This is a genomic window from Nocardia sp. NPDC050175 (assembly GCF_044459885.1).
Classification (GTDB): Bacteria; Actinomycetota; Actinomycetes; order Mycobacteriales; family Mycobacteriaceae; genus Nocardia.
Map to the genome: position 1 here is coordinate 71,559 of NZ_JBITJI010000014.1, position 18,559 is coordinate 90,117.

The window sequence follows — 18,559 nt, forward strand, 5'->3', positions numbered from 1 at the left end:
GATCTTTCCTTGCCTTCCGATAGGATTTACGAATGGCTACGTTGCGAGCGCTCGAATGTCTCGTCGCCGTGCTCGACTTCGGGTCGGTGACCGAGGCGGCGGCGCGGCTGCACATGTCGCAGCCCGCGCTGTCGCATCAGCTCGCGGCGCTGGAACGGGAGATCGGCACGCCGGTGGTGCTGCGGTTGCCGCGCGGGGTGCGGGCGACGGCGGCGGGGCGGGCGATCGTGGCGGATGCGCGGGCCGCGCTGGCGGCGGCCGAGCGGGTGGTGACCACGGGGCGGGCCGTCGCGGCGGGCACGCAGGGACAGCTGCGCATCGCGTGCGCGGAGAGCATGACCGCGGGGTTGCTCGCGCCGGTGCTGCGCGGGTGGCGGCGGCGTCATCCGGACGTGCACGTCACGTTGCACGAAATGACCAGTGCCGACGCGCTTTCGGAGCTCGTCGGCACGGGCGCGGCGGATCTCGGCATCGGACCGCGACCGTCACAGTGGGACGGGCCGCTAGAAGTGATCGGACGCGAGGAAATCGTCGCCGCGCTGGCAGCGGCGGATACCGCGACACCGATGTCCCTCGAAGACATTGCCGCACAACCGATCGTGCACTATCACCCGGACAACGGCCTCGGCGCCTGGCTCGACGACATCGCCGCCACCCACGGCGTCACACTCACCGCCGCGACGCGCACCAGGCAGGCGACCACCGCGGCGCAACTCGCAGCAGCGGGTCTCGGCACCGCTCTGGTGCCGACCACCGCGCTGTCCGCGAGCTTTCCCGGCGTTGTCCGCAGCCTGCGGCCGCCGATCTTCCGCGATGTCGTCTGCCTGACCACCTTGCCGAATGACCCACTGGTGCAACGGTTTCAACACGAGGTGCACAAACGTGGCGTGCCGGTCCCGGCGGCGATCGCCGCACAGCTCGCGCCTGAGCGTTGACCGGCGTCAGTGCTTACGCACTACCCGCTCACCCTGACCCGGCTTCCAGATGGTGATGTCGAGGTGGTCATCGATGACCTCGACGGTGGACGCGCTGCTCACATCCGCGATGTAGAAGTGGTCGAACTCCTGACCGCGAATATCGAACCCGATGTCATCGAACAGCTTCTGCGCGAAGCGAACGTGGACCTCCTTGTCGGGGAGGTCGACGACGGTGCCGAACAGTTTCGCGTCACCGTCACTGACCTTCGTGTCGATGGTCGCGGTATGCAAGCAGAATCGCGGGTCGCGAGCCAGATCACGGAACTTCGTCGTGCCCGGCATACCCGCGATCACCAGCATGTCCTCGAAGATCCGCGGCTCCACCGGGCTGATCCGCGGGAACCCGTCCGAGCGGAGGGTGCCGAGCATGCACAGGTAGCCGGTGGCGGTGTACCTGCGCACGAAAAGCTCGGAGATGTGCGGCGCTTCTGCGGTGAACTCGCTCCAAGTGGTCATGTCGTCGACAGTACGAGCAATCCTTGACATCCTGTGTCAGGTTTTATGACTAGTCTGGATTCATGCGCGCAAGTCGACTGGTGCAGCTGCTGCTGATCCTGCAAACGCGCGGGCGATCCACGGCAGGCGAGCTCGCCAAGGAGCTCGAGGTATCGGTGCGCACCGTGTACCGGGACGTCGAGGCACTGTCCGCAGCGGGCGTGCCGGTGTACAGCGAGCCGGGCCGCGCAGGCGGCGTGCAACTCGTCGACGGCTACCGAACCCGATTGACCGGCCTGACCACCGACGAGGCCGACGCCGTTCTACTCGCCGGATTACCCGGCGCGGCAGCTGATCTCGGCCTCGGCACCGTCCTGGCCACCGCCCAACTCAAGGTGCTCGCCGCCCTGCCGCCCGAATTACGCGGCCGCGCAACCCGAATTGCCGAACGGGTACACATCGACGCACCGGGCTGGTTCCACCGCCCCGACGAGACACCCACACTGAACACCGTCGCCGACGCACTCTGGCACGACCGCAAGCTGCGGGTGCACTACGGCCGCAAGGACAAAGTCGTCGACCGAACCCTCGACCCCCTCGGCCTCGTCATGAAGGCAGGCACCTGGTACCTGGTCGCCCGAGACGGCACCGCAATCCGCTCCTACCGCGTCAGCCGCATCCGCTCCGCCGAGCAGACCAGCGAATCCTTCGACCGGCCAACGGATTTCGACCTCGCCGACCATTGGTCAACGGCAGCAGACGATTTCGCGCAATCAATGCTGCGCGTGCGCGCCCGCTGCCGAATCGCCACCACCCACCTCCGCATGCTCCGGTTGATGAACGAACCGGCCGCCGTCGCCGAAGCACTCGCCTCGGCCACCGAACCCGACGCCGAAGGATGGGTCGAACTGACCCTCCCCTCCGAGTCCTACGAGGTCCTCGCCCACGGCCTCATGCCACTCGGCGAATACGCCGAGATCCTCGATCCCCCCGAACTACGAGCACGGATGGCCGAAACCGCGGCCCGCATGCACGCCCGCTACCACGACTAGCGCAGCAACTCGCGCACCGCCCGCCCCCAAGTAGACCGCCGCCGCGCACACCTTCGCCCGCCGCGCCCCGATCGACGTGCCGCGCACACAATCGCCAGCTATCTCGTGCGCGGCACGCAAAAACACGCGCGGCACACAACGACGGCCCCTGCCGCACACAAATTCGCCCCGGCGCACACGATCGACTCCTGCCACCGTGCTGTAGCCAATTACCCTGCGCCATAGCATGATTCATGACCGGCCAGCCCTTCCGGCGCCGCCCGCATGAACAGCTCTTCCCGCGCGGTAAACAGCGGCGGAAGCGTTCGACGGACCTCCTGCGCCCGACGCGTCGCCGGATCCGCCGCAACTGCGGCTTGGATCCGGCGATACGCCTCGTCATCGTCGTACTCCCACACAGCGACAACCCGCCCATCCTCCGTCTCCCACCGACCGACCAGCCGCGCCCCATGTCGCAGTTGCACCGGGAGCAGGTGGGTTTGGAAGAAGTCATGGAAGACCGCGAGATTCTCCTCGACGGCCCGATAGATCCGCATTCGATAGATCACAAAAACTCCGCTGTCAGCAAGTCCAGTCGAGCACTGGCGCAAGGGAATCAGCCTGTACCGATGCGGAGATCAACCGCAACGCCCCCACATGCCGATGCGGGGCCGGACTTCGGTGGCCGCGGTCGTCGGTTGTCTCGACGAGCGTGGTACTCCACCAGTTATCCAGCCCCGCAAAGGACTTCGGTATCGGTCGGCAGGGTCAGCTGACGATGGCGAAGAGGGTTGCTGCTACCGCGAAACTGACTACGGAGAGGATGGTTTCGAGGACGGTCCAGGTTTGCAGGGTTTGTTTGACGGACATGTTGAAGAACTTTGCGATGATCCAGAAGCCGCCGTCGTTGACGTGGCTGAGGATGATCGAACCTGCGGCGATGGCCATGGCGATCAGGGCGATCGACATTTGGGAGTAGCCGCCGCTGGCTACCAGGGGTGCGACGATGCCGCCGGTGGTGACGATGGCGACGGTGGCCGAGCCCTGGGCGATGCGGAGGCCGCAGCTGATGATGTAGGCCAGGACGATCACGGGAAGGCCTGCCGCGGACATGGTGTCGGCGAGGGCGGTGCCGATTCCGGTGGCGGAGATGACCTTTCCGAAGAAGGCGCCCGCGCCGACCACCAGGAGCAGCATGCCGACCGGCCGCAGCGATTCCGCGGTGAGCTGGCTGAGCTCCTGCACGGTGGAGCCGCGACGCACGCCGAGCACGTAGAAGGCGACGAGCACCGCGATGAGCAGCGCCACGGCGGGCGTGCCGAAGAACGTCAGCACCTGCAGCAGCTGAGAGTTCTTGTCCAGCAACTGGGTACCGAAGGTCGCGCCGAGGATCAGGATCAACGGGATGGCGATGATCGCGCCGATCAGCCCGACCGACGGCGGTGTCGCGGTCACGGTCTTGGTGGCGACGCCACCCGAACCATCGGAAACCCGCTCCCCCTCATCGGGAGCGGTCTCCGCCTCGTCGTCCTTGGTGACGAGAAATTCTTCGGGCACCTCGACGTGGATGCGCTTGCCGATGTAGCTACCCCACACGATGCCCGCGGCGATGAATCCCGGTATACCGCAGATGAATCCCATGAGAATCAGCCAGCCGAGGCTGACGCCGAGCAGCCCACCCAGCGCCACCGGCCCCGGGTGCGGCGGCAGGAACGCGTGCGTCATCGACAGTCCCGCCAGCATCGGCATGGCGTACAGCACCAGCGAACGACCACCCTGCTTGGCGGCCACGTAGATCAGCGGCGCGAGCACGAAGATGCCGATGTCGAAGAACACCGGGATGCCGAAGATGAGCCCGAGCAGGCCCATCGCCACCGGAGCGCCCCGCTCACCGAACAGATCCAGCAGCTTGCGGGTCAAAACATCGGCGCCACCGGACTTTTCGAGGATCGCGCCGAGCACCGTACCCAGCCCGATGATCACCGCGATGTGCCCGAGGATGCCACCGAAGCCGGTTTCCAGGATGGAATCACCGGACTTGATCGCCGTGCCGACGATCTTCGACACCGGTAGCCCGGCGGCGAGCGCCAGCGCTAGTCCGGTGAGCAGCAGCGCGATGAACGGCTCCAGCTTGACCTTGATAATGGCGAACAGCAACACAGCGATCGCGAGCCCGCAGAGCACAAGCAGCCCCGGGGTGGTGGTGCGCAGCCAATCTACGGTAGCGCCCATAGTGGACCTCTCAATTCATGGATCGAACGAACGATGCCGCACGCGAAGCGATTTCGGACCAGCGGCCCGCTGCGACATCGGAAGGGGCAACAACGTCGGTTCCGGCCGTGACGGCAACTGCGCCCGCGGCCAGGAATTCGGCGGCATTACCCGCGTTGACGCCACCCGAAGGGATGAGCGCCACGTCAGGGAACGGACCACGCAGGTCCTTCAAGTAGCCAGGACCGAGCGCCCTGGCGGGGAAGATCTTCACCGCAGCCGCACCGAGATCCAGTGCGGTCAGCACCTCACTCGGCGTGAAAGCGCCCATCACGACTGGAATGTCGTGCTGTGCGGCGACTTCCGCCACATCCACGCGCAAACCCGGGGTCACCAGGAACTGCGCGCCACTGTCGATGGCGGCCTTGGCTTGTTCACCGGTCAGCACCGTGCCGACACCGAGCACCGCGCCCTCGGCCGCTCGCGCGGCGGCGAGATAGCCGAGCACCCCCGGTGTAGTGAAAGTGAGCTCCAGCGCCCGAATACCGGACGACGCAAGCGCTTCGGCGAGCGCGACCGGATCGGGAATCTCGGGTGCGCGAACCACGCTCAGCACGCGATCAGCGCGGATCACCTGCATGGCCGAGGTACTCAAAATGTCTCCTTCCGCGAAGCGTCCATGCGCAGCGCACGTCCGGCGAGTGTCCCGGTGGGCGCGCCGTTTTCGATGGCGAACTCACCGTTGACCAGCACGTGCTGGATGCCGCGCGCCTGCTGTTTCGGGTTGTCGAAGGTCGCGGTGTCCACCACGGTTTCCGGATCGAACACCACCAAATCCGCGGCGTACCCGGTGAATACGAGCCCACGGTCACGTAGCCGCAACCGATCGGCTGGCCGACCGGTCAGGTGGTGCACGCAGTCTTCGAGTTCGAGCACGCCGAGCTCGCGAACGTAATGTCCGAGATAGCGCGGGAACGTGCCCCAGGCGCGTGGGTGCGGCCGCGCCGGTGCGAGCAGCGCGTCGCTGCCGCCCATGTGCCCGGGATGCACCATGATCGCGCGCACGTTCTCCTCGTGCCCGACGTGCTGCAGGATGCTGGTCGCGAACTGGTCGCGGCGCAGCAGATCGAAGAACACCTCGACCGGCGCCATGCCACGCTCGGCGGCGACCTCGTCCACCCGCTTGCCGACGTACTCGTCGAGCTCCGTGTTGGCCACGCCGCTGATCTGAATGGTCTCCCATTCGACGGTCACTCCGTGACAGCCGTCGGACCCGTTCACGTTCACATCCACGGCAATTCGCGCCCGCGTCGCGGCATCGTCGAGCCGAGCCAGCGCCGCATCCGGCCCACCGGACATCGCCCAACTCGGCAGCAGCGCCGAAAGCGTCGTCGCACCAGGCAGATACGGGTACGTGTCCAGAGTGATGTCGCACCCCTCGGCCCGCGCCGCATCGATCAGCGCCAGGAATTCCGGTGCCCGCCCACGATTCACGTGAAAGTTCATGGTGGCGTGCGTGAGATGCAGCGCGACCCCGGTGGTCCGAGCCAGGCCGATCATCTCGGCGTACGCCTCGAGCGCGCCCGCCCCATACGACCGGGTGTGCGGCGCGTAGAACCCACCGAACTCGGCGACCACCTGACACAGCGCCGCCAATTCCCCGGTGTCGGCATACATTCCGGGCGTATAGGTAAGCCCGCTCGACATACCGACCGCGCCCTCACGCAGCCCCTGCGCCAGCAGTTCCTGCATGCGGCCGATCTCCTCGGCCGTCGCCGGACGCTGGTCCGCGCCGACCACGAGCAACCGCAGCGTGCCCTGCGGCACAAGATAGGCCGCATTGGGCGTGATCCCGCGATCGAGCCGATCCAGGTACTCACCGACACTGCGCCAAGAGAAGTCGAGATCGCTGGGATTGCCGTTCCACCCGGCGATCTGGCGACGCACCACCGCGAGGGTGGCGTCGTCGATCGGCGCGTAGGACAGGCCGTCCTGCCCGATGAGCTCGGTGGTGATGCCCTGACTGATCTTCGGAAAGTGGCCCGGCTCGGTCAGCAGATGCAGATCCGAGTGAGCGTGCATGTCGATGAACCCGGGGCACAGCACCGCGCCCGGTCCCGCATCGATGACACGCTCAGCGCCCTCGATACTGCCCGGCTCGGCGATCCGCGCGATGCGCCCCCGCTCGACCAGCACATCGCCGCGGAAGCGCGGCGAACCCGTGCCATCGATGATGTCGATGTCGCGAAAGAGTAAGTCCGTCATAGTCATCGGCTCGTCAGAAGAACGTATGCAGGAGGTCGACGACCCGCGGCGACGCAGCGTCGGCGTCATCGATCACCGGGATGAGCCGCCACTTGTCGAAGGCGGTACACGGGTGCGACAGGCCCAACCGCACCACCGAACCCACCGGCAGCTCGGTTCCGGCAGGCAGCCGCAGGAACGTGTGCTGATCGTTGAGCGCGGAGACCGTCGCCGCCGGGTCGACGGCCGAAGTTTCCTTTCCCACAACGTATTGCGGCACCGGAAGACCCTCGTCGTAAGGGAAGTCGCGCTTACCCGCGTCCAGCAGCGCCAATTCCGGCTCCGGACGGGAGACAGTGCGCGCCCAGCCGTGCATGGCCGAACGCAGCGGCGTCGCACTGCGCGACGCGGCGAACGGTGAGATACCCGAGTAGAAGCCGTCGTCGTGGATGATGTACGCCCCGGAACGCAGCACGACCGAGGTCGGAACACCCTGTGTGCCTTGCTCATCGGCGAGACCGGCCAGCCGTTCGACGACCAGGTCCTGGTAGGCGCTGCCGCCCGCGGTCACGATCGCGCCGTCCGGATACAGCCCGGCGGCCGCGAGCTCGCGATGCAGGCGGGCGAGCTCGTCGAGGTAATGCCGCACCGTATCGGTGGCGTCGGCGGTGCGGTCATGCGCGAGCGCGCCTTCATAACCGCCCACCCCGGCGAGCGTCAGCCGCTGCGCGTTGGTGACCGCGGCCGCGACAGCGCGCGCCTCTTCGACGGTGCGGGCACCGGTACGACCATGCGGCCCACCGAGTTCGACGAGCACCCGTACCTTCGCCGAGCCCGGCGCGGACCGCAGGTGCTCGTCCATCAGCTCGATCGTCTCGACGCTGTCCGCCCAGCAGACGAACTCGAAGGCTGAATTGTTCGCCAATTCCGCGGCCACCCAGTGCAATCCGACCGGATCGACGAGCGCGTTGGCCAGCAGCACCCGGCTGACGCCGAAGGAACGCGCCACCTGCACCTGCCAGATGGTGGCCAGCGTGATGCCCCAGCACCCCGCGGCCAGCTGCTGCGCCCACAGCTGCGGTGACATGGTGGTCTTGCCGTGCGGCGCGAGTTGCACCCCTGCGGCACCGGCCCATTCGGCCATAATGGCGATGTTCGCCTCGACAGCGGACCGGTCGATGGTCAGCAGTGGCGTCTCGAACTGATCGAGACTCGGTGCGGTGGCGAGGAATTCGCGCACGGTGCGGCCCCAGGCGGCGGGCGGCAGCCCTTTGTGCTCGGGACCGATCTTCCGGTCTCCGAGTCCTGCTACGACGTCTTCGTCGATCGCCACGGCATTCCTTCCCAGCGAATTCACATCATTATGCATAGCGTCTTGCTATTGCATATTTTGCAATGCTTGTTGCGCATCGTGTTTCGTGTGGTTATTCTGCACGGGATGGCCGGTGGCCGCAAGCACAGGAAGGAGATCGGTGTGACGTGGCCTACGTCGACCCGCTCACGGGCGGTAACTGTCGGCGAGGGACTCGCGGTGCTGGTGGCGCAGCCGGGACCGCTGGAGGAGTCGGAGATCTTCGAACGGACCGCCGGCGGCGCGGAGGCGAACGTGGCCACCGTGCTGCGCCAGCTCGGCGTCGACACCGCCTGGCTGTCCCGAGTGGGCGACGACGGGTTCGGCAGATACCTCGTCGCGCACCTGGCGGCACGCGGCGTCGACGTGTCGGCGGTCGTCACCGATCCGGGCAGGCCGACCGCGGTGTATGTCAAGGAGCGCGGCAGCGGCTCGGGCAAGGCCACCGATCTGGCCGACCGAGCGAGCCGCATGCTCTATTACCGGACCGGCTCGGCGGCCAGCGCGCTCTCCCCCGCCGATCTCGCGGCGACCGCGGCCGCCGAGCTGCTCGCGCAATGCCGCCTGATCCACTTCACCGGGATCACCACCGCACTCTCGGAGTCGGCGACCGGCCTCACCGAGGCGCTGCTCGCACTCCCCCGCGAGGGCCGACTGGTGAGCTTCGACCTGAACTTCCGGCCCGCGCTGTGGGCCGGACGCGGCGAACTGGCCGCCGAGGTGCTCGCGCGCCACGTCCGCGGCAGCGATGTGGTGTTCCTCGGCGCCGACGAGGCCGGTGCGGTCTTCGGCACCGACGACGCCGACGAGCTGCGCGCACTGTTCCCGGAACCCGCGCAGCTGATCGTCAAGAACGACGCGCACACGGTCACCGGATTCGCCGGTACCGAGCGCGTCGAGGTGCCCGCGCTCGGGTTGGAGATCACCGAACGGATCGGCGCGGGCGACGCGTTCGCCGGCGGCTACCTCGCCGCACTGTTGCACGGACGACCGCTCGTGCAGCGGCTGCGATTCGGGCACCTCTGCGCCGCAGCGGCATTGACCGGAACCGGCGACGGTGCCGTACTGCCCGCGCCCGCGATACTGGAGCGACTGGCCGCCGTGGACGAAAACGCCTGGGCCGAGCTGCATTACAACGACAGCGTCAATCAGAATGTGGCCTCATGAACGAGCGTCAGCGAGTGAATCAAATACACAGTGTGCCGTGGCGCACGACGGAGCCGAGCGCTAGCGAGGCGGAGTCGTGAGCCACCTTAGAGCTAGCGAGTCGCAGTCATGAGTCAGAGTTTGTCGCGTGCGTTGACCATTCTTGTTGCGCTCGGCGAGGATTCGCGATCGCTGGATCAGCTGGCGACCCAGCTCGGCGTGCACAAGTCGACGGTGCTGCGGCTGCTGCAGACGATGGAGGCGCAGCGCTTCGTCACCCACGACAGCCAGCACCGGTACGTGCTCGGGTCACGGCTGTTCGAACTGGCCAACCGCACCCTGGAGCAGCGCGACGTGCGCACCCTCGCGCGACCGCACCTGAGCGCGTTGAACGCCGACACCAAGCAGACGATCCATCTCGCCACCTACGAGTCCGGCGATGTCATCTACATCGACAAGCTCGACGCCACCCAGAGCGTCCGGATGTACTCGCGAGTCGGTCGTCCGGCGCCCCTGCACTGCACCGCGGTCGGCAAGGTGCTGATCTCGGCGCTGCCCCGGTCGGAGTGGCGGATCATCGCCGAGAAGATCGACTTCCACCCGTTCACCGAACGGACCATCCGCACCCCCGAGCGCTACCTGATCGAGCTGGAAAAGGTTGCCGCGCTCGGTTATGCGGAGGACCACGAGGAACACGAGAGCTTCGTCAACTGCATCGGTGTCCCGGTGCGCAACGGCACCGGCGCGGTGGTCGCCGCGGTCTCCATGTCGGTGCCGGACATGCTGCTCGACCACGACCAGGTGCTGGCCGAACTGCCGCGTGTTCGCGCGGCGGCCGACGCCATCTCCGCCGAGCTCGGCTGGATCCCCGGCCGCGCAACCACATCCACGAAAGGCTGACCATGAGTGAGAAGATCGCCGTCCGCACCACCGACGCGCCCGCACCAGCGCACACGTTCTCCCAGGGCGTGCGCAAGGGACCGTTCGTGCAGGTCTCTGGGCAGGGTCCGGTGGACCCGGTGACCAACGAGTACCTGTACCCGGGCGACGTTGCGGCACAGACCATCCGCACGCTGCAGAATGTGAAGGCGATCGTCGACGCGAGCGGGGCGACGTTCGACGATGTGGTGATGCTGCGCGTCTACCTGACCACCCGCGACGACTTCGGCGCGATGAACGAGGCCTACGGCGAGTTCGTCAACGCCAACACCACCGGTGACGTATTGCCCAGCCGCACCACCGTTTTCACGGGACTGCCGCGCGCGGAAATGCTCGTCGAGATCGACGCCGTCGCGATCGTCTCCGAGTAGAGAACCGTCCCGCGCAGGAAGTCGTCTGGCGCGCACAAAATTGCCAGCAATTACGTGCGCGGCCAGACAATAGGCGCGCGGCGGGTGACAACCAAGAAGCCGCCCCGACCCACGGATGGGTCGGGGCGGCTGTGGCCGCGCCGCGTAGTCAGCCGCGACGCGGGGCCTTGGTTCGGCGGCGGCCCTTAGACTTTCGCAGCCAGTTCGTTGTCGACGGACGCCGCGACCTCATTGTCGCCGGGTTCGTCATCATCTCCCTGCACGCCGCCGCCGAGGACGCCCGCGCCGGGGATCGCGTCCAGTAGCTGGCGCGTGTACGGGTCGGCAGGCGCGGTGAGGACATCCTCGACCGGACCCTGTTCCACCACCCGGCCATCCCGCATCACGACAACCTCGTGCGCCAGCGCGCGCACCACGGCCAAGTCGTGCGAGATGAACAGGTAGCTGACGCCGAGCCGCTCCTGCAGTGACGCGAGCAGCGTCAGGATCTGGTCCTGCACAAGCACATCCAGCGCCGACACCGCCTCGTCGCACACGACGAGCTGCGGCTCGATGGCCAGTGCCCTGGCGATCGCGACGCGCTGGCGCTGACCACCGGACAGCTCGTTCGGGTACCGGTGCGCCATCGCGGCGGGCAGCGCCACCTGCTCGAGCAGTTCGGCGACCCGCTTGCGGCGGCCCTCGCGATCACCGATGCCGAAGGCGCGCAACGGTTCCGCGATCAGCCGCTCGACCGTCCACATCGGGTCCAGCGAGGCGTACGGGTCCTGGAACACCGGCTGCATCGACAGCCGCGCCGCGCGCAACGGCGCACCGCTCAGCCCGACCATGTCGACACCGTTCAGCTTGATGGTGCCGGAGGTGGCGGTGACCAGGCCGAGCACCATCCGCGCGGTGGTCGTCTTGCCCGAGCCGGACTCGCCGACGATCGCCGTGGTGCGGCCACGAGTGATGTTGAACGACACGTTGTCGACCGCGCGCAGCACCCCACCGCGACCGCGGATCCGGTACTCCTTGCTGATGCCGGAGACCTCGAGGATCGGTGAATCCTTGGCGGGCACCGCATTCGACGGCGCGACGGCGGCGGCTTCGTCGGCGGACACCTTCGCGGTGTCGACCTTCTCCGCAGCCGCCGCGTCGTCGGCAGGCTTCGTGTCGGCGGCCTTCTCGTCGGCAGCCGCCGCGTCGGTCGACTTGTCGTCAGCGGCCTTCTCGTCGGCCGCATCGCCCGCAACCTCTGCGTCGGCAGCCTTCTCGTCGCCCGTGCCCCCAACAACTGCCTCGGTCGACTTGTCGTCGGCCTTCTCAGCGACTTCCTCGTCGGAAACCTTGTCGCCAGCAGACTTCTCGGCAGCGGCCTCGACCTCGGTCTCGGCAACTACCTTCTCGGTAACCACCTTGCCGTTACCCTTGGCGGCCTTCTTGACGGCGACCTTGCCATCGACAGCCTTCTCGTCGATCGCCTGTTCGTCGGCAGCGTTGTCCGCGGCCGCAGTCTCGTCCTCGGCCGACTTCTCGTCGGAATCCTTACCGCCAGTAGCCGTTTCGGTAGCGGCCTGGTCGTCCGCAACCACACCCTCGGCAACGCCGCCGTCAGCCTCGCCGACCGCAGCCTTCTCCTCGAGCACCTCGTCCACCACAACCGGATCAGCCCGCCGCGGTGCGATCAACGCAGGCGCAGCCGCAACCAACCGGCGCGTGTACTCCTCCTGCGGATCCGTCAGTACCTGCCGCGCGGGCCCGGACTCGACGATCCGCCCGTCCGACATCACCACGACCCGGTCCGCCCGCTCGGCCGCCAGCCCCAGATCATGGGTAACCAGCAACAACGCGGTGCCGAGCTCCTGCGTCAGCTTCTCCAGATGATCCAGGATCTGCCGCTGCACAGTCACATCCAGCGCCGAGGTCGGCTCGTCGGCGATCAGCAGATCCGGCCGGCAGGCCAGCCCGATCGCGATCAGCGCACGCTGCCGCATACCGCCGGAGAACTCGTGCGGGTACTGCCGCGCCCGCCGCGCGGGCTCGGGCAGACCCGCCTGCCCGAGCAGCTCGATGGCCCGTTCCTTCGCCTCGCTGCGCGTGCAGAGCTTGTGTGCCAGCAGGGTTTCCGACACCTGCCGACCCACCCGCGACACCGGGTTCAGGTTGGACATCGGGTCCTGCGGTACCAGCCCGATCTCTTTGCCACGCAACCCGCGCAGCCGCTTCTCCTCGGCGTGCGTGATGTCCTCGCCGCGCCACTTGATGGTGCCGCCGGTCACCCGGCCGGAGCCGGGCAGCAGGCCGATGATCGAGTGCGCCATGGTGGATTTGCCGGATCCGGAGGCACCGACCACCGCGACCCGCTCCCCCGGCTGGACGACCAGGTCCACGCCGTGCACGGCGGTCACCCCGCCGAAGGACACCCGCAGATCGCTGATCTCCAAGAGTGGTTCTGTCATTGCGGGCTCCTTCAGCGCCGTGTCTTCGGGTCGAGCGCGTCCCGCAGGGCGTCGCCGAAGAGGTTGAATCCCAAGCAGATGAGCGCGAGCGCCACACCGGGGAAGATGCCCGGCCACGGCGTGCGGGTCAGGTACTGCTGTGCGTCGGACAGCATGATGCCGAGGCTCGGCGCGGGCGGCTTGATGCCGAGCCCGAGGAACGACAGGATGGCCTCGCCGATCACCGCGGTCGGCATGATCACCGTGGCCTGCACGATGATCGGCGCCAGCGAGTTGGGCAGGATGTGCTCGCCGAGGATCTTCCAGGCCGGCACGTCCATCGTGTTCGCGGCGAGCACGAAGTCGGTTTCCTTGAGCCGCAACGTTTCCGCGCGGACCACCCGCATCATGATCGGCACCTGGGCGATGCCGAGCGCGATGGCGGCGTCGGCGAGCCCGCCGCCGTTGATCGCGGTGAGCCCGACCGCGAGGATGATGAACGGGAACGCGAGCAGCACGTCGGACAGCCGGGACAGGATCATGTCCAGCGTCCGCCAGTACCCGGCGAGCAGGCCGAGCGGCACGCCGATGAGCACCGCGCACAGCACCGACAGCACGCCGACCTCGAGCGAGGCGCGGGTGCCGTAGAGCACGCGGGAGAGGATGTCGCGGCCCAGATCGTCGGTGCCCAACAGGAATCCGACGGTGCCGGGCTGCTGGAACGGGGTCGGGAAGTGCACCTCGCTCGGCGAATACGGGGCGAGCAGCGGCGCGAACACGCCGACGAAGATCACGATCAGCAGCAGCACGCCGCCGACCACGCCGAGCGGGTTGTGCAACAGCTGGCGCAGTACGCGACCGCGCGCGGCAGCCGGCGGGGTTTCCAGGGGCTTCTTCTCGACGCCGGGACTTGCCTCGACGACCGGGGTATCGGTAATAGTCACTGCGCCCTCCCGGACACTCGCACGCGGGGGTCGATCACCGTGTACAGCACATCGACCAGCAGGTTGATCACGATGTAGGACGCGGCGATCACCAGGATGACCGCCTGGATCACCGGGTAGTCGCGGGTGAACACCGAGTCGAGGGTCAGCTTGCCCATGCCGGGCAGGCTGAAGATGCGCTCGGTGACCACCGCGCCCGCGATGAGCCCGCCGAGCTGCAGGCCGACGATCGTGGTGACCACGATCAGGCTGTTGCGCAGGCCGAACCGGAAGATCACCGCGGGGCGGCTGAGCCCCTTGGCCCGGGCCGTGCGGACGAAGTCGGCGGTCAGCGTCTCCACCATCGACGACCTGGTCTGGCGCTGCACCACCGCGGCGTGCGCGAGACCGAGGATGATCGCGGGCAGCGTGAGGAAGTAGAGGCCGCGCAGCGGATGCTCGAACGGCGAGACATAACCGGAGGCGGGGAACCAGTTCAGGTGCACCGACAGATACAGCACCGCGAGGATGCCGACCCAGAAGGTGGGCACCGACAGCGCGGCCAGCGAGAATCCGTTGGCCACCCACTCGGGCCAGCGGCCGCGATACACCGCCGCGATCACACCGCCGATCACCCCGACCAGCACCGCGATGATCATCGCGTACACCGCGAGCTGCGCGGTCACCGGCAGCGTGGTGCCGATCATGTCGATGACCGGCGTGCCCGTGCGGATCGACCGGCCGAAGTCGCCGGTCAGCGCGTGCCAGACGAATTCGAAGTACTGCACCGGCAGCGACCGGTCCATCCCCAATTCGGCGCGCACCGCGGCGATGGCCGCCGGGTCGGCCTGCTCGCCCGCCATCACGGTGGCGGGGTCACCCGGCAGCGCGCGCACCCCGATGAAGATCACGATCGACGCGAGCACCAACGTGACAGCGGACTGCCACAGACGGTGAAACACATACTGCAACATGGATTTTCAGCCCTTCCGATCCGCGACGAACGCGGCCTTGCCGAGCCGGACTGTGCCGTCGGCGTACACCTCGATGCCCGTCACCCATGTCGAGTGCACGGTCAAGTTACGCAGCCGGTAGGTGTAGACATACGGGTTCTCCCGTGCGATATACCGCACCGCCTGCTCATAAAGCGCACCGCGTTGCGCGGCGCTCGTACTGTGTGCGGCCCAGCCGAGGATGTCGTCCAGGGCGGGTGAGTTGTAGCCGCTGTAGTTACCGTTCGAGCCGGTCATCAGGAATCGGGCGGTGTTGCCGTCCGGGTCGATGCGGCCGGACCAGCCGAGGTAGAGCGCCTCGTAGGTGCCGCGCTTCTGCGCGTCCAGCATTGCCGAGTATTCGGTCGGCACGATCCGCAGGTCGAATCCGCCCTGCGCCACGCTGTCCCGCAGCGCCTGCGCGTAATCCAGCTGATCCTGGACATTCATCACCTGCAGGGTCACCGGGTACGGCAGCTGCACGCCCGCCTCCTCGAGCAGCTCCTTCGACCGCTTCGGATCGAAGAGCGGGCAGGCGGTACTGGCTCGCGTCGCATAGGAGGTGCGTGGAGCGATCGGCGTGCAGGCCGGCTCATACCAGTTGTTGAACGCCTTCTTGACCAACGCGTCCCGGTCGGTGGCCAGCGAGAAGGCCAGCCGGACCCGCGCATCCTTCGCGATGGCGGTGTTGATCGGCTTGACCGGTTTGCCGGCACCGTCGACATTGCCGACGTTGAGATACACGCCCTGGAAGCCGAACGAACCCGACTGCAGCAGGTGCAGCTGCGGAAGCTTGGCCAGTCCATCGACGTCCTGCGGGGACATGGTGTCGGCGACTTGAATGTCACCGGAGCGCAGATTCGCCGTGCGCTGCTTGGAGTCGGGCATGATCCGGTAGGTGATCGAATCGAAGTGCACATTCTTCGCGTCGTAATACAGCGGGTCGCGGACGACCGCGATCGACGTGGTCGGGACCCGCTTGACGAACTTGAACGGCCCGACGCACACGGGGTGATCGCCGAAGTTCTTGTCCGACTCCTTGAGCGCCGTCGGGGACATGATCATCCCGGCGCGGTCCGCGAGCGCGGCGGTGAGCGGCGCGAACGGCTCCTTGTACTTGATCACCACGTGGGTGGAGTCGGCGGCCTCGATCTCGTCGATCGGGCCCATCTCGCCGGTGCGCTGGGAGCCTTCCATCTTCCAGTGCCGCTGCAAGCTGGTCTCGACCGCGTCGGCATTGAACTGGGTGCCGTCGGCGAACTGGATCCCGCTGCGCACCGGAATGGTGACAGTGAGCCCGTCCGCCGAGATATCCGGGAGCGCGGTGGCCAACTGGGGCACCAGGTTTCCGGACGCGTCGTTGTCGTAGAGCTTCTCGCAGATCGTGCTCATCACGTAGCGCATATAGAGCGAGCTGGAGGTGGTCGGATCGAGCTTGTCCGGGTCGTTCGACAGGCCCATCACCAGATCACCGCCCTCACGCACCGGCTGCGTGCCTACGGGTGTGCCGTAATCATCGACGTGCGTTGCGGTCTCGGTGGGGTGTTGCGTCGGTGCGCAGGCAGCGAGGACGGCGGCGACGACACCGAGGACCGCCATCCGAGTGGAGCGAACGAGCATGGGCTACAACATACTTCAACACGCTGCATTTTTCGCCACCACCGTTTCTTTTTGTACATTGTTCTCTTAACCGCCACTGTACGAAATGAAGGCGACCGAAAGAGGCTACGCAAAATAGCGGTCCGGCGATTCCGGACCGCTATTCGTGTGCGGTGTTCAGCTATTGAGCTACGGCGGGCCTTTTCAGTTCTTCTGATCCGTGAAGGCGGCCTTCCCGAGCCGGACGCAACCGTCGGCGTAGGCCTCGATACCGGTCACCCGCGCGGAGTGCACGGTGAGCACGCGGATTCGGTAGGTGTAAACGTACGGATTGTCCTGCTGGATCAACGCCGTCGTCTTGCCGTACAGCTCGGCCCGCTCTGCGGGGTCGGCCGCGCGGGCGGCTTTGCCGAACAAATCGTCCAGGGCGGGGTTGCTGTATCCCGCGTAATTTCCGCCTGAGTTGGTGGTGAGGAACTTGGCGATATTCGCGTCCGGGTCGAGCCGTCCGGACCAGCCGAGGTAGAGCGCCTCGTAGGTGCCGCGCTTCTGGACGTCCAACAGGGTCGCGTACTCGGTGGGCACGATTTTCAGGTCGAATCCGCCCGCCGCGAGGCTCGCCTGCCAGGCCTGCGCATAGCGGAGAAAGTCCGGGGAATTCTGTACCTGCATTGTCACCTGGTACGGCATCTGTACCCCAGCCTCGGTGAGCAATTGCTTCGACCGCTCCGGGTCATAAGCGGGACAGGCCACTCCGGCGTCCGTCGCGAACGTGCTCTTGGGCACGATGCCCGAGCAGGCCGTCTCGAACCAGTTGTTGAAGACCGTGTCGACCAACGTCTTCCGGTCGGTGGCCAGCGAGAACGCCAGCCGGACCCGCGGATCCTTCGCGATCGGGGTGTCGATCTGCTTGGTCGGCTTGCCAACGCCGTCGACGTTCCCGATATTGATGTAGGCGCCATAGAAGCCGAGCGAGCTGGATTGCAGCACCCGCAGGTCGGGATCCTTGGCCAGCGCGTCCACGTCCTGCGGCGAGATGGTGTCGGCGACCTGGATGTCACCCGAGCGCAGATTCGCCGCGCGGATGTTGGCATCGGTGATGATCCGGTAGGTCACCTTGTCGAGGTGCACCTTCTTCGCATCGTAGTACAGCGGGTCGCGGACCACCTCGATCGAGGTCTGCGGCACCCGCTTGACGAATTTGAACGCGCCGACGCACACCGGGTGATCGCCGAAGTTCTTGCCCTCGTCCTTCGCGAGCGCGACCGGCGACATGATCATCCCGGCCCGGTCGGCGAGCGCGGCGGTGATCGGTGCGAACGGCTTTTTGTAGCGAATCACAACGTGGGTCGGATCGGCGGTCTCGATGGCCGCGATCTGACCCATCTCGCTGGTGCGCTGCGAGGTCTTCATGGTGAAGTGCCGCTGCAGGCTGGTCTGCACCGCGGCGGCGTCGAACGGAGCGCCGTCGGCGAACTTGACTCCCTCACGGACCGGAATGGTCACCGTGAGGCCGTCCTCGGAGACGGTGGGCAGCGCGGTGGCCAACTGCGGCACCAGGTTTCCGGACGAATCGTTGTCGTAGAGCTTCTCGCAGATCGAGTTCATGACGAACCGCGTGTACAGCGAGCTGGAAGTAGTCGGGTCGAGCTTGTCGGGTTCGGAGGAAAGGCCCATCACCAGGTCGCCGCCCTCACGTACCGGCTGCGATCCCACGGGTGTGCCGTAATCATCTGTGTGCGTTGCCGTGCCAGCGGGGTGCTGTACCGGTGCGCAGGAGGCGATGGCGACGGCGGTTACGCCGAGCACCAGCATCCGTGTGAAGCGAGCGAGCATGCGCTACAAGATACTTCAACGTTTCGCACTTTTCTCGCCGGGTATTCGTTTTCGTAGATTGTTCTTGTTTGCGTCATCGGATGA

The 18,559-nt window shown here is 66.8% G+C and carries 16 protein-coding genes and 1 pseudogene; 5 read left to right on the plus strand and 12 right to left on the minus strand.

What is annotated here, in order from left to right; all coding sequences use genetic code 11:
- Window positions 1-32: 32 nt before the first annotated feature.
- Entirely contained in the window at window positions 33-935 is a 903-nt protein-coding gene (locus tag ACIBK2_RS36510; RefSeq protein ID WP_396974277.1) for a LysR substrate-binding domain-containing protein, read from the plus strand.
- A 6-nt stretch (window positions 936-941) separates the two neighbouring features.
- Here the strand turns inward: ACIBK2_RS36510 and ACIBK2_RS36515 are convergent, their stop codons facing one another.
- A complete protein-coding gene (locus ACIBK2_RS36515; protein ID WP_396974279.1) occupies window positions 942-1,433 on the minus strand; it encodes a pyridoxamine 5'-phosphate oxidase family protein in 492 nt (163 codons plus the stop codon).
- A 62-nt stretch (window positions 1,434-1,495) separates the two neighbouring features.
- Between ACIBK2_RS36515 and ACIBK2_RS36520 the strand changes: the two genes are divergently transcribed.
- Window positions 1,496-2,464: a helix-turn-helix transcriptional regulator gene (locus ACIBK2_RS36520; RefSeq protein ID WP_396974281.1), complete on the plus strand. Its 969-nt coding sequence runs from the start codon at window positions 1,496-1,498 to the stop codon at window positions 2,462-2,464.
- Window positions 2,465-2,673: 209 nt separating this feature from the next.
- Here ACIBK2_RS36520 and ACIBK2_RS36525 read toward each other — a convergent pair whose 3' ends face one another.
- The 5 genes from ACIBK2_RS36525 to ACIBK2_RS36545 all read right to left on the minus strand — a co-directional run bounded on the left by ACIBK2_RS36525 (window position 2,674) and on the right by ACIBK2_RS36545 (window position 8,267).
- Window positions 2,674-3,012 (minus strand): NIPSNAP family protein, encoded by a 339-nt coding sequence (locus ACIBK2_RS36525; RefSeq protein WP_396974283.1) that lies wholly within the window; start codon window positions 3,010-3,012, stop codon window positions 2,674-2,676.
- A gap of 199 nt (window positions 3,013-3,211) precedes the next feature.
- Window positions 3,212-4,675 (minus strand): GntP family permease, encoded by a 1,464-nt coding sequence (locus tag ACIBK2_RS36530; protein ID WP_396974285.1) that lies wholly within the window; start codon window positions 4,673-4,675, stop codon window positions 3,212-3,214.
- 10 nt (window positions 4,676-4,685) lie between these two features.
- On the minus strand, window positions 4,686-5,294 hold the full coding sequence (locus tag ACIBK2_RS36535) for a bifunctional 4-hydroxy-2-oxoglutarate aldolase/2-dehydro-3-deoxy-phosphogluconate aldolase (protein WP_396974582.1): 609 nt from the start codon (window positions 5,292-5,294) through the stop codon (window positions 4,686-4,688).
- Between the two features lie 11 nt (window positions 5,295-5,305).
- Entirely contained in the window at window positions 5,306-6,919 is a 1,614-nt protein-coding gene (locus ACIBK2_RS36540) for an amidohydrolase family protein (protein ID WP_396974287.1), read from the minus strand.
- 13 nt (window positions 6,920-6,932) lie between these two features.
- On the minus strand, window positions 6,933-8,267 hold the full coding sequence (locus tag ACIBK2_RS36545; RefSeq protein ID WP_396974289.1) for an alanine racemase: 1,335 nt from the start codon (window positions 8,265-8,267) through the stop codon (window positions 6,933-6,935).
- 105 nt (window positions 8,268-8,372) lie between these two features.
- Between ACIBK2_RS36545 and ACIBK2_RS36550 the strand changes: the two genes are divergently transcribed.
- The 3 genes from ACIBK2_RS36550 (at window position 8,373) to ACIBK2_RS36560 (ending at window position 10,705) form a co-directional block, all read left to right on the plus strand.
- Window positions 8,373-9,416: a sugar kinase gene (locus tag ACIBK2_RS36550; RefSeq protein ID WP_396974291.1), complete on the plus strand. Its 1,044-nt coding sequence runs from the start codon at window positions 8,373-8,375 to the stop codon at window positions 9,414-9,416.
- A gap of 108 nt (window positions 9,417-9,524) precedes the next feature.
- Complete coding sequence (locus ACIBK2_RS36555; RefSeq protein ID WP_396974293.1) at window positions 9,525-10,295, plus strand: IclR family transcriptional regulator; 771 nt, start codon at window positions 9,525-9,527, stop codon at window positions 10,293-10,295.
- A gap of 2 nt (window positions 10,296-10,297) precedes the next feature.
- Complete coding sequence (locus ACIBK2_RS36560) at window positions 10,298-10,705, plus strand: RidA family protein (protein WP_357391438.1); 408 nt, start codon at window positions 10,298-10,300, stop codon at window positions 10,703-10,705.
- A 185-nt stretch (window positions 10,706-10,890) separates the two neighbouring features.
- Here the strand turns inward: ACIBK2_RS36560 and ACIBK2_RS36565 are convergent, their stop codons facing one another.
- From ACIBK2_RS36565 to ACIBK2_RS36590, 6 genes and pseudogenes are all read right to left on the minus strand, one after another.
- Window positions 10,891-12,345 (minus strand): ABC transporter ATP-binding protein, encoded by a 1,455-nt coding sequence (locus ACIBK2_RS36565; protein WP_396974584.1) that lies wholly within the window; start codon window positions 12,343-12,345, stop codon window positions 10,891-10,893.
- A gap of 15 nt (window positions 12,346-12,360) precedes the next feature.
- A pseudogene (locus tag ACIBK2_RS36570) lies at window positions 12,361-13,146 on the minus strand (ABC transporter ATP-binding protein); the annotation flags it as partial.
- An 11-nt stretch (window positions 13,147-13,157) separates the two neighbouring features.
- Entirely contained in the window at window positions 13,158-14,069 is a 912-nt protein-coding gene (locus ACIBK2_RS36575) for an ABC transporter permease (RefSeq protein ID WP_396974295.1), read from the minus strand.
- Window positions 14,066-15,010 carry an ABC transporter permease gene (locus tag ACIBK2_RS36580; protein ID WP_396974297.1) on the minus strand — a complete coding sequence of 315 codons (945 nt, stop codon included), beginning with the start codon at window positions 15,008-15,010 and terminating at the stop codon, window positions 14,066-14,068. The genes ACIBK2_RS36575 and ACIBK2_RS36580 overlap by 4 nt, the downstream gene beginning before the upstream one ends.
- Window positions 15,011-15,028: 18 nt before the next feature.
- Entirely contained in the window at window positions 15,029-16,660 is a 1,632-nt protein-coding gene (locus ACIBK2_RS36585) for an ABC transporter substrate-binding protein (RefSeq protein ID WP_396974299.1), read from the minus strand.
- 183 nt (window positions 16,661-16,843) lie between these two features.
- Window positions 16,844-18,475, minus strand: coding sequence for an ABC transporter substrate-binding protein (locus ACIBK2_RS36590; RefSeq protein ID WP_396974301.1), 1,632 nt, complete (start codon window positions 18,473-18,475; stop codon window positions 16,844-16,846).
- Window positions 18,476-18,559: the final 84 nt, after the last annotated feature.